9 protein-coding genes and 2 pseudogenes are annotated in these 11,141 nt (G+C 71.0%); 5 read left to right on the forward strand and 6 right to left on the reverse strand.

What is annotated here, in order from left to right:
* The first annotated feature begins 533 nt into the window (after nt 1-533).
* Both AC5P1C_RS42995 and AC5P1C_RS43000 read left to right on the forward strand, forming a co-directional pair.
* Complete coding sequence (locus tag AC5P1C_RS42995; protein ID WP_493871464.1) at nt 534-680, forward strand: hypothetical protein; 147 nt, start codon at nt 534-536, stop codon at nt 678-680.
* A gap of 197 nt (nt 681-877) precedes the next feature.
* A pseudogene (locus AC5P1C_RS43000) lies at nt 878-1,027 on the forward strand (carboxymuconolactone decarboxylase family protein); the annotation flags it as partial.
* Between the two features lie 350 nt (nt 1,028-1,377).
* On the opposite strand, the gene AC5P1C_RS43005 reads toward AC5P1C_RS43000, so the two are convergent.
* Both AC5P1C_RS43005 and AC5P1C_RS43010 read right to left on the reverse strand, forming a co-directional pair.
* Entirely contained in the window at nt 1,378-1,707 is a 330-nt protein-coding gene (locus AC5P1C_RS43005) for a hypothetical protein (RefSeq protein WP_493871465.1), read from the reverse strand.
* A 77-nt stretch (nt 1,708-1,784) separates the two neighbouring features.
* Nucleotides 1,785-3,845 carry a condensation domain-containing protein gene (locus tag AC5P1C_RS43010; RefSeq protein WP_493871466.1) on the reverse strand — a complete coding sequence of 687 codons (2,061 nt, stop codon included), beginning with the start codon at nt 3,843-3,845 and terminating at the stop codon, nt 1,785-1,787.
* 363 nt (nt 3,846-4,208) lie between these two features.
* Here AC5P1C_RS43010 and AC5P1C_RS43015 point away from each other — a divergent pair, with 363 nt between their 5' ends.
* Complete coding sequence (locus tag AC5P1C_RS43015) at nt 4,209-5,258, forward strand: aromatase/cyclase (protein WP_493871467.1); 1,050 nt, start codon at nt 4,209-4,211, stop codon at nt 5,256-5,258.
* A 12-nt stretch (nt 5,259-5,270) separates the two neighbouring features.
* Here AC5P1C_RS43015 and AC5P1C_RS43020 read toward each other — a convergent pair whose 3' ends face one another.
* Nucleotides 5,271-6,152 (reverse strand): TIGR03621 family F420-dependent LLM class oxidoreductase, encoded by an 882-nt coding sequence (locus AC5P1C_RS43020; RefSeq protein WP_493871468.1) that lies wholly within the window; start codon nt 6,150-6,152, stop codon nt 5,271-5,273.
* Nucleotides 6,153-6,273: 121 nt separating this feature from the next.
* Nucleotides 6,274-7,095 (reverse strand): AfsR/SARP family transcriptional regulator, encoded by an 822-nt coding sequence (locus tag AC5P1C_RS43025; RefSeq protein ID WP_493871469.1) that lies wholly within the window; start codon nt 7,093-7,095, stop codon nt 6,274-6,276.
* 323 nt (nt 7,096-7,418) lie between these two features.
* Between AC5P1C_RS43025 and AC5P1C_RS43030 the strand changes: the two genes are divergently transcribed.
* Together AC5P1C_RS43030 and AC5P1C_RS43035 are read left to right on the forward strand one after the other, a co-directional pair.
* The gene (locus AC5P1C_RS43030) at nt 7,419-8,198 is read left to right on the forward strand and encodes a thioesterase II family protein (protein WP_493871470.1); all 780 of its coding nucleotides are present in this window, start codon (nt 7,419-7,421) and stop codon (nt 8,196-8,198) included.
* Nucleotides 8,195-9,127 carry an AfsR/SARP family transcriptional regulator gene (locus AC5P1C_RS43035; protein WP_493871471.1) on the forward strand — a complete coding sequence of 311 codons (933 nt, stop codon included), beginning with the start codon at nt 8,195-8,197 and terminating at the stop codon, nt 9,125-9,127. The genes AC5P1C_RS43030 and AC5P1C_RS43035 overlap by 4 nt, the downstream gene beginning before the upstream one ends.
* 20 nt (nt 9,128-9,147) lie before the next feature.
* Here AC5P1C_RS43035 and AC5P1C_RS43040 read toward each other — a convergent pair whose 3' ends face one another.
* Together AC5P1C_RS43040 and AC5P1C_RS43045 are read right to left on the reverse strand one after the other, a co-directional pair.
* Nucleotides 9,148-9,273, reverse strand: a complete 126-nt coding sequence (locus AC5P1C_RS43040; protein ID WP_493871472.1) for a hypothetical protein — start codon at nt 9,271-9,273, stop codon at nt 9,148-9,150.
* Nucleotides 9,274-9,358: 85 nt separating this feature from the next.
* Nucleotides 9,359-10,565, reverse strand: a pseudogene (locus AC5P1C_RS43045) (RNA-guided endonuclease InsQ/TnpB family protein); the annotation flags it as partial.
* Nucleotides 10,566-11,141 lie beyond the last annotated feature (576 nt).

Below are 11,141 nucleotides of genomic sequence, written 5' to 3' on the forward strand. Positions count from 1 at the left end.
GCTTCGGCGCCGTCGGCATCACCGCAACCCCACCCACCCGCACACCCAACGGACCCAGAACATCAATATCCATCACGCTCATCACGCCACATCCCCTGTTCGTGAGTGCTCGAACAACGACGGCGGTCGGTCCGAGAGCCGAGAGTTACGGGAAGGCAGGTTCAGCAGGTTCCGCGAGAACCAAACCAGACTCCCTGTTTTGAAAGACTGCCATGTCGACCTCAAGCGCTCCTAGAGAGATTCCGGAGCCCCTAACGAGGTAAAAACACCCACAACACCCCGCAATCAGGGCACCTTTGACCGAGGAGGCGACAGACCAGATGCCCCGTTTACAGCAAGCAGGCGTCATGCGCGGCCCCGGAGTGACCCCAACCAAAAGATCCACCCTTGCCGGTGCCATCAGAAACCAGCATCACGGTCTGCATCGAAGGCCGCCGAGGGTAAGGCCCGTCGGACGCTCGGCCTGACGGGCCCCGGCCCCGGCCCCGAACCCGAACCCGGCCGCTCGGAGTCACCCCGCGTCCGGCAGATCCATGAGCGGAAGTCCGGCCGGGGTCGACCACAGCGGTCACCTCGGTGATGAGCCCGTCGACGACAGCGAACACAAGAAGGGAGAAGAGAGCGCCTTCCCGGGGGTCCAGGAGACGACGCCGGGGCACCGTCCGGGCCGTCGACGGTGAACTTCACCTCCGGGTGGAGCACCTGCGGCAGCTACTCGAACTGCCGCTCCCCCGCCGCGGCCAGGAACGCTTGGACCACCTCGCGCTGCTGCCGTCCGGTGCTCGCCTGCGGCTGAGCGGCCTGTCCGTTCCGCGTCGGCATGTGACCCGAGCACGCGGTAGGCAACACCTCGAAGCCGCTCGCTGCCGGTGGCGCCGACCGGAAGCTGCTCGTACTGGTCCACCTGCGCGCCGGCCGGATCAACGGCTGCTCGGCATGCGTCCACACCGGTGTCTCGGGGGCGAAGAAGGCCGGCGAGACCGACGAGCGCCCGGTCAAGGCACCGGCGGACCGGACCTGGGGCTGAGTACCACCCGGCACCCGTTCATCCGCCGGGGCACGTGTTGCTGCCGCTGTGGCAGGGCGTGTACCCGGCACGTGGGCTGGGCGCGGGGCGCGGCTGGGTCTGCTCGTACTCGTGATGGGAGAGGAGCGCGGCGGCGAGGAGGTACTCCGGTCCACGCGATGCCGGCGAGCTGTGCGGCGTCGATCGTCGCCCGGTAGTCGACCGGAGCCATCTTCGGTGCGGGCGGGGTTCCGGTAGCGCTTGTGTCATGGGCGCACCCTGCCCGCGTGATCGTCACACGTCGACGCGCCCGCCTGGTCGGGGAGGACATCAGACGGGCGCGGACAGGAGGTGGATGTGCACGTTCAACGCTAGGCGGGCAGTTCGCCCAAGTCCCGTGCGTCGTCCGGAACTTCGAGTTCAGCTGCAGCGGTGTTCGACTGCGCGGCGTACACCGCGACGAAGGCGGCGAGCCCCAGGACACCGCCGTCCGGACCGAGGGCCGTGAGCGGGACGCTCTGGCCGAGGCCCCGCGAGAGTGTGCGGTGCGCTCTGAGCGATGCGGCAAGGAGCTCGCCCGGCGGGCGGTGGGCGTGGTCCGCGTCGCCGCAGGCCATCGCGAGCGCCTCCGCCCAGGCACGGGAGGCTATTTCGTCCGTGCTCTGGTACGGCGGTACCGATTTCGGGTCGCTGTTCGGCATGGCTGCCTCCTCGGCGTCTCGCTGCTCGAACGTGACTTGTATACGGGCTCGTGCTCGTGCCTTGCTCGTACGTCGGGTCAGTGCCGGTGTGCGACGGCGGACGCCAGCCTGCGAGCCAGGTCGTCCGGGCACGTGCCGCTCGCGTCGAGGACGACGGCCAGCGGCTGGTGGCCATCCGCCGCCGCGAGGCGGGCGATGGCGCAGGCGGCGACGCCGTCACCGGAGAAGCCGGCGAAGGAAAGGCCGTCACGGGACCGGATGCGGGAGCCGAGCGCGTCGTACACCGCTCGGGCGGCGACATCGGCGCGGGAGCCGCCCGCCGGGACGGGAGCGAGCAGCAGGAGTTCCTCCGGGCCCGGGTAGGCGTGGGCGAGCTGGTTATAGAAGGCGCGGGAGATGCCCGGCGCCTGCAACAGGCCCACGGCGCCCGCGGAGGCGTGCGCCGGGTGGCGGAGCACGGTCGGCAGGGGCCCGTTCTCCTCGGCTGCGGGCTCCACCGGGCCGACGGCGGCGCCGCTGCCCATGTGGGTCAGCAGGGCAAGGACCTCGCCGAGGGTGGTGTGCGGCCCGGCGCCGCGCGGCAGTTCGCGCAGCAACAGGGCCGCATGGGCCAGGAGTTCGGTGATCTCCGAGAGGCGCACCTGGTCGTAGGAGGCGGTCAGCACCAGGCAGCCGCTCCTCTCGTGGTGGGCGACCAGCGTGACCGGGTAGCCGGTACGGGCGCCGAGGGTCTGCGGCGGCTCCACCTGGATGCCGGCGGCGGCGAGGTCGGCCTCCAGCTCGGGCATGACGCGCGGCGGTGCCTCGAAGGTGAGCAGGGTGTCGGCGGGCGGGCGCGGGCCGCGGGTCCAGGCGTGGATCTGGCTCGCCGACACCCATTCGTACGCCGCCTGGTTGAGGCAGCGGTCGCGCAGGTCGGCGATCAGCTCGGGCACCGTGGCGTCGGGGTCGACGAGCACGCTCTGCGGCAGTGGTCCGGCCAGGGCGCCGGGGGTGCGCTCCACCCCCTCGAAGAGGATGCTCCGGCCCGCGGCAGTGGTGGCGAACCGCACCTGTGACGGCCCCTCGGCGCGCCCGGCGCGGTACAGCAGCAGCGCCCACACGGCCTGCAGGGCGATGGACTCGCCACCGCCCCAGGTGGCGGCCCAGTCGGCGAGCGCCGCGGTCTCCTCCTTGGTCAGGCGGAGCCTGGAGCGGCCCTCGGCGCGGCTTCCGATGTCGGTGAACAGCGGCGGCACGGCCTCGAGGTCGCCGGTGTCGGCGCTGGTGAAGAAGTCCTCGGCGGCCGCGGTGTCCTGCTGGCCGAGCCAGGTGACGTAGTCGGTCATGTCGGGTCGCCGCTCCCCGCCGGGCAGTTCGCCGCCCGCGAGATAGGCGCGGTAGAACTCGCGGACCAGGAGCCGCACCGACCAGCTGTCGAGCAGCGCGTGGTGGTAGGTGAGCAGTACGCGGGCGGGGTGGGCGGGCGCGTGGTGCGGCTGCCCGCCGCCGAGCAGGGTGATGCGCAGCGGGCCGGGGCGGCGGGGGTCGATGCCGCGGCGCCGGTCGGCCTCCACGAGGGAGTGCCACTCGGCGGCACCGTGCGGCAGGCGTACGACCTCCGGTGCGCCGTGATCGTGCACGACGAGGCCGGGCTCCGGCTGGTCGTCGAAGGTGGTACGCAGCACGGACTCGTGGGCGACCACGGAGTGCCAGGCCGCGGTGAACCGCGCCGTGTCGAGGGGCCCGCGCCAGTCCCAGGCCGCCTGTTCGACCTGGCGGCCCGGATCGGGGTGGGTGTCGGCGTCCGCGAGCAGGTCGCGCTGGAGCGGCGTCGCGGGCAGGCAGCGGGTCATGAAGGAGCCGCGGCCGGCCTGGGTGAGCAGGTCGGCGAGGGCTCCCAGGGGGAACTCGGACTGCCCGTCGTCCGCACCCGCCATGAAGCGCAGGGTGTGCTGGCCGGGGCCCCGTCTGTCGAGGTCGGCCGTCCAGGCGGGCGCGTCGGGATGGCAGGTGGCGATGCTGTCGAGCGCGGCCTCGATGTGGGTGCTCTCGACCGGCCCGTGCAGTTCGAGTACGGGCAGCGCGCGGGGGCCGATCTCCACGACGACGGTGATCGGCTCATCCTGCGGCAGACGTGCGAAGCGGCTAGTGGTCATCGGCAGTCGGGGCACGCGCCGACAAGCCCCCTCCCCCCTCCTCAAGAGGCGCTGTCCCAGCATGCGGAGGGCCGGTGACAAACCACTGACACGGTCCCGACACGCCACTCGACCTGCCCGCACGCCGGGGCGGAGGGCCGGCTCGGGCCGGTCGCGGGGCGGTGAACCCGCGGCTACGGAGCGTGCGTCCGCCGACGTCTCGTGACAGGTGAGGGTGCCGGGAATCCCGGGTCGCTCCAGGCGGCCCAAACCCGGCCCGGAGCGTTCCTGAGGTCAGATTCAAGCGGTCTTCGAATACTCCTCAAGCCTTCCCGCCGACGGTGGAGACAGCCGATCCGTCCTCGATTGCCCAAGGAGACTGCGATGCCCGGTATTCCCGGTATGCCTGGTGAGCGTGTGCACCGCCTACGACACTCCGTCGAGGTGGCCGCGCCGGCCAGAGCGGTCTTCGCCCTGCTCGCGGACACCGCGCGCAGGCCGCTGTACAGCCCGCACGTCGTGCACGTCGAGCTGCTCGACTTCGACGGGGTCCGCGAGCGCCTGCGGGTGTGGGAGAGCGCGAGCGGCGGGATCAGGTCCTCGTTCCTGGTGCGGGTGCAGCATCCGTGCGAGCGGCGCATCGAGTTCGTGCAGGTGGGGCGCGAGACACCGGTCGAGTCGATGAGCGGCGAGTGGACCGTCGAGGAGGTCGCGGAGGGACGCAGCGTGGTGACGGTGAACCACGAGTTCACCGTCGCGGGCGACCGGGGCGACGACGCGGCCGCGGAGCGCCTCGTCACCGGGGACAACGCCAGGGCGGAGCTGGAGAGTCTGCGCCGTATCGCCGAGAGCCGGGCCGGTCTCGACGACCTGGTGCTGTCCTTCGAGGAGTCGGTGCGGGTGAACGGCCCTGGCGAGCTGCTCTACGACTTCCTGTACCGGGCCGCGGACTGGCCCGGCCTGCTGCCGCACCTGGGACACCTCCGAATGACCGAGCCTTCGCCGGGAGTGCAGGTCCTGGACTACGACGTGCGGCTGCCCGAGTTCGACGCGGCGGTGCGCACGGAAGGCGCGGTCCGGCTGTGTTTCCCGCACGCCGGGCGGATCGTCTTCACGCAGACCCTGCCGTCCGGGCCGGTGGCCGCGCACACCGGGGAGTGGTCGGTACTGCCGGACGAGCACGGGGTGCGGGTGGTCGCCCAGCACACGGTGCTGCTCGACGAGACCGCGCTGCGATCCGCGCTGCCCGCGTCGGTGCGGTCCGCCGCGGGGCCGGTGTCGCCGTCCGTCCTCGAGCTGGCCCGCCGCCGGGTGCGGCAGGCCATCGGGCGTACCTCGCTCGCGATCCTCGAACGGGCCGGGCAGCACGCGAAGTCGTCGGTCGTACGGTCACTGCCTCAGCGGTCGGCCGTGACCGCGGGCTCCCTGCCGTAGGTGCCGGTGCCCTCAGGTGCCGGCGAGCTCCTCGATGACGGGAGCGAAGACGTCCATCGCACCGTCCAGGACCACGACGTACGAGATGCCGAACCGTTCCCGCTGCTCGCGCAGCTGCTCGGCGATCTGCTTGACGGTGCCGAAGAGCATCACCGGGAGGGTCAGGCGGTCTTCCTGCGACATCTCGGGGTGGATCTTGGGCAGCCTGCGTGCCGTCGCGTGCCGCTCGTCGGTTACCTCCACGAAGTGCACGAGCAGGTTGCGCTCGGCGGGCACGGCCCGGTGGGCGGCGAACCCCTCGTAGGCGGCGACGCGTTCATCGAGCCGGGCGGGTGTGAGGGCCTTCAGGATGCCGTTCTCGTATCCCGCGGTCGCGGTGAAGGCCGCGATGTCGGCGTGCTCGGCCATCAGCCGCAGCAGCCGGTCGCCGTTGCCGCCGATCAGCAGCGGCGGCCGCGGTCGCTGCTCGGCCTGCGGCGCGTGCGCCGGGTCGGTCAGCAGCCGCTCCAGCTCGTCCACCGTGTGCTTGAGGGCGTTGACGCGGCCGCCGGGCGAGAGGAACTCCAGCCGTGCCCGCTTGTGTTCGGCTTCCGCGTAGCCGGCGCCGAGGCCGAGTTCGAGTCGGCCGCCGGTCAGCGCGTCGGTGGTGGCCACCTCGCGCGCGAGGAGCGCCGGGTTCCAGAAACCGGTGTTCAGGACGAAGGTGCCGATCCGGGGCCGCTCGGTGGCGGCGGCCGCGGCCACCATCGCCGGGAAGGGGGCGGTCGTCCCCAGGTGGTCAGGGACCAGGATGGCGTCGTAACCGAGTTGCTCGGCGCGACGGCACTTGTCCCGCCATTCCGCCCCGCCCGCCGGCTTCATCATGTTCACGCCGAATCGAAACGGCCTGGTCATGCCTTCCCCCTTGCCTGCCCACCCACGTGACACGCGACGGCCACGCCGCCGCGGTGACCTTACCCGGCGGCTTGCACGGTGTCAGGCGGTGTACGCGGATGCCAGACCGCACTGGCGGATGTCAGGCGGCGTAGAGGTCGAAGGTCGACGTGCGCCGCTCGCCCGCCACCACGTCGAGCGCGGGGTCGACGGTGAGCATCATCTGGTGCACGCGCTGGAGTTGCGGCGAGGGCTCGACACCGAGCTCGTCGATGAGCCGCGAGCGCAGTCTGCGGTACACGTCGAGCGCCGTCGCCTGCCGTCCGGAGCGATACAGGGCGACCATCGCCTGTGAGTGCAGCCCCTCGTGCTGGGGGTGACGGGCAATCAGATCGGTCAACTCCGCGATGAGTTCACCGTGCCGGCCGAGCCGCAGATCGGCGTCGATGCGCCGCTCGACGGCGACCAGACGGGACTCGTTGAGCCGCATGATCTCGATGGAGAGGATCGAACCGGCTCGTACGTCGACGAGGGCGGGCCCGTTCCACATGTCGAGGGCGTTGCGCAGCAGCATGGAGGCCTGGCCGTCCTCGCCCTCCTCGAAGGCGCGCCGGCCGTCCGCGACGAACTGCTCGTAGCGGTGCAGGTCGACCGAGTCGGCCGACGCCTGGAGCACATAGCCGCCGTGCCGGGTGGCAAGGATCTCCTTGGCGTTGCCCGGTGCGTCGGGCCCCATCGCGGTGCCGAGGCGACGGCGCAGCTGGAGCACGTACGTCTGCAGCGTCGTCATGGCGCTCTGCGGCATCTCGGTGCCCCACAGCTCCTCCATGAGCGTGGCCACCGGCACGATGCGGCCCGGATAGAACGCGAACAGGGCGAGGAGCTGACGCGGCTTGCTCGCCGTGGGCACTATCGAGACACCGTTGACGGCCGCGTTCAGTGGTCCCAGGACCTGAATCTCCACGGTTTCCTCCCCGTACCCATCGAGTGGTGGCCGTGCCGTTGACCCATCGATTGGCGGCCTTGGTCCCTGGCACGTTAGACCTGCTTCCGGCCGTTGCCCGCACGGCTCCCCCATTGCTGGACCCGCTCTCAAGCAGGCCTCAATGGGCGGTAGTCCGGGCGTAGGCCACAAGACTTGAGAATGCGTGCAGAGTGGTTCAAAGCCCACTCGTGCGGGCGGCCGCGCGGGCCGCTTCCCGACTACCGTCGAAAACTCCCTGCCACCCGATCCGGGACCGCTGGTCATCGGGCCGGACGCCGGAGTGTCTCGTCGATGGAGTCGCCATGCTGAAGGCGGAAGAGCTGAAGGCAAAAGGGCCGGAGCTGCGCCTGTTCGTGTTCCACCACTCCGGTGGTTCACAACTGTCGTACCGCGACTGGCCGGCCAGTTTCCCGGCCGCCTGGGACGTGCGGATACCCGACGCACCAGGCCGCGGCCCACGCGACAAACGCCCCGCACTCTCGGACGGCGCCGCCCTGCTCGACCACTACCTGCACGAGCTGGACGACGACCTCACGGGCCGCTTCGCGTTCTTCGGCCACAGCATGGGCGGGCTCATCGCCTACGAACTCACCCGTCGGCTGCTGGACATCGGCCGCACGCCACCGCTCTGGCTCGGCGTGTCCGCGCACGGCACGGTGCACCCCGAGGGGGACGGCATGCGCCGGCACCTGCTGTCCGACGCGGACCTGCGCGAGGAGCTTTCGACGATGGGCGGTACGCCGTCCTCGGTCCTGGCCCACCCGGAGCTATGGGAGCTGATCGCGCCGACCGTACGCGCGGACCTGCGCATCAGCGAGACCTGGCGCACGGCGCCCCTCACCGCACCACTGCCGGTGCCCCTCTCGGTGTTCGGCGGCACCCGGGACGAGGTGGCGCCCGCGCACCGGATGGACGGCTGGTCGGCCGTATCCGAGCACTTCCTGGGCCGGCACCTGTTCGAGGGCGGCCACTTCTACTTCCAGGACCAGCTGCCCGCGGTCGCCGGGCGGATCCAGGGCGATATACGACAAGCCCTCCTCCTGGCCAGGGCGCCCTCCGCGGCCACGCCGGTCACGCTATGACCGTCCTCGACCCCGCCGCGCCGGCTCCGGTGCGCGGCGGGGTGACCGAGTTCAGGCTGCTCGGCCCGGTGGTCGTGCACGACGGTGAGACCGGGGCAGGCATCGTGCCGCCCGGCCCCAAGCAGCGGGCGCTGCTCGCCACCCTGGTCACGCACGCGGGCGAACTCCTGTCCGTGGACCGCCTGGTGGAGGAGCTGTGGGGCGACCGGCCCCCGGCCAACGCCGCCAATGCGCTACAGGCCCACGTGGCCCGGCTGCGCCGCCTGCTGCCGGCGCCGGGGCACGAGTGGATCAGCACCCTGCCGTCCGGGTACCTGCTGACCCTGGGTGCCGCCTCGACCGACGTGGCGTGCTTCGCACGGCTCTCCGGGCAGGGCAGGGCGGCGGTGCCCGAGGATCCGCAGTACGCGGCCGAACTCCTGGGCCGCGCGCTGTCGTTGTGGCAGGGCTCGGCCTTGCAGGACTGCCGCCGGGGGCCCATCTGCTCGGCGGAGGCGGACCGCCTGGAGGAGCAGCGCCTGATCACCCTGGAGGCGCTGTACGAGGCGAGCCTCAGCTGCGGCCGGTACGCCGAGGTCGTCTCCGGCCTCGAACGCCTCACCGCCGATCATCCGCTGCGCGAGCGCTTCTACGACCTGCTGATGGTCGCCCTGTACCGGGGCGGCCGGCAGGCGGAGGCCCTGGGTGTCTACGAACGCGCCCGGCGCAACCTGATCACGGTCCTGGGCGTGGAACCGGGCCCGGCCCTGCGCGCCCGCATGGAAGCGGTCCTCAACCAGTCCCCCGCACTGACGACACCACGCCCACGCAACCTGGACCTGGCGTCGGAGGTGGCACAACTGCGGACCCGGATCGAGCAACTGGTTCGGGACCAGGCGGACTTACTGCGCAGAGTCCAGGAGGAGGCGGACGGGGCCGGAGGCCGGTAGAGGGCGGATTCCACCCTCCGTCAAGCACGGGCATCCGCGCGCGTTGCCGCGGTACGGCGCAACTCGTCGTACAGGTCGTCGACCGCCGTTCGCATCGGCATCTTGCGGATGCGGGTCCGGTAGTCCGTCTCCCATTCGCCGCCCACGGCGGACAGGTTCCTCGACAGAGATCACGATTGACTCCTCCCCCTCGTAAAGGAGGGGGATTCCTAGCTCACGTTGCCTGCCCCCCGGCGGGAGTGCAGGTCTTACACGATCAGCACTAGCCGGGTTGCAGACCAGCCCGGACCAGCATCACGCGTGCGGAGTTCTTGTCTCGGTTCGAGACAGCTCCGCACGCGGTGCAGGTATACGTTCTCTGGGAAAGAGGTAGGCGGTGCTTGGCTCTCGCTCCGCAGGGCGCGCAGTCCATCGTGGTGTGCGCGGGGTTGACCAGGTGCACGATGCGCCCGTGCTTGCGGGCCTGCTCGATCAGGGCCCGTTTGGTGGCGCCGATCGCGGCATCGGCCGCCTTCCGGGCCATCGTCGACTTTGCGAGGAACTTGGGCTTGAAGTCCTCGACCGCAAGCGCGTCGTGGTCGCGGACCACCTTCTTGGCCCACTTGCGGGCGGTGTCCTCGCGCTGCCGGGCCACCTTCTTGTGCAGCTTGGCGGTCTGCCGCTTCGCCTCGTGGTAGCCCTTGGAGCCGGGCTGTCCCTTCGCGGGGCGCCGTCGGGCCATCATCCGCTGGTACTTCGCGAGCTTGGCCGCGGCCGTCCGGCCGTGCTGGGCGTGGGGAAGGTCATGGGCGTCGCTGGTGGTGGTCGCGGTCTCCTTCACGCCCCAGTCGATGCCGATCACACGGCCCGTGTGGGGAAGTTCCTCGGTGGTCGTGGCGACGACGAAGGAGGCCCACCAGTGCCCCACGCTGTCGCGGTACACGCGCACGCTGGACGGTCCCTTGGGCAGCTCCCGCGACCACACCGGACGCACCACGATCCCACCGGCGAGATGCAGACGGCCGTCCTTGAGGCGAAAACCCCGCCTGGTGTACTCCAGCGTCGGCAACGCCTCGCGCTTCTTCTTGTACCGGGGCAGCCCGGCCCGTTGCCGCATCGGCAGCCCGGCCTTGATGTCCTTGATCGCCTTCGCCCGCGACTTGGCGAAGTCGCGGATTATCTGCTGCTGGGGGACGTTCGCGCCGTCCCGCATCCACGGCGTCACCGCTCGGGCGCCGGTCAGCATCTTCGCGAGCTGCACCGGCCCGCACGTCGTCTTCTCGCCGGTCGCCCGGTTGTGTGCGTGGGTGGCCTTCGACTTCGCGACGCATTCGTTCCACGTCCACCGGCAGCGGTCCCATTCCGCTTCGAGCGCCGTGCGGGCCGTGGACGACAGACGCAGACGGTACGTGTACCGGGCGTGCCCGGCCACCTGCGCTGTCTGCTCTTGCGTCGTCACGAACCTGAACCTACCTGGGAGGACTGACAGTTGAGATCACCGGCCCTACGCGGGCTACCCCACCACCCCTGTGGTCGACGACGAATCGCCCGGAGGCGATTCCTCTTTCCCTGCCCTGCTCCGCAGGAGCTTCGTTTCCTCCTCCACCTAAAGGTGGGGGTATCCACGAAGGAGTCAGGATGACTGGCCCGGCGACTCACGCTCCAGGTGCGCCTCCACCAGCCTGAGGGCGGACTCACGGTCGACCATGGCGGCAGCATCCCCCACCTGGGAGGGAGCCGTCAGCAGTTTCGTCCTGGTCTCTGGGGCGAGAGCTGGGTCCGGCGCAGTAAAACGCCCCGCCCACCCGTAGCGGCCGCAGGCCGTTCGGGGGTGGGTGGGGCGAGGACTGGCAGCGTACCGGGGTTGCCTGATGCGGCATCAGCCGACTCGGGCGAGGCGATCCCGTGCGCCGGCGTTCGCGGCTTCGGACCGTGCGCCGTGGGGAGTGGGCTCGGACGTCTTGAGGATGGCCTGCTGCAGGCGGCGCAGTTCGGGCGAGGGCTCAAGACCCAGGTCGTTGACCAGAGCCTGACG

This window comes from Streptomyces sp. A18, from assembly GCF_059026065.1.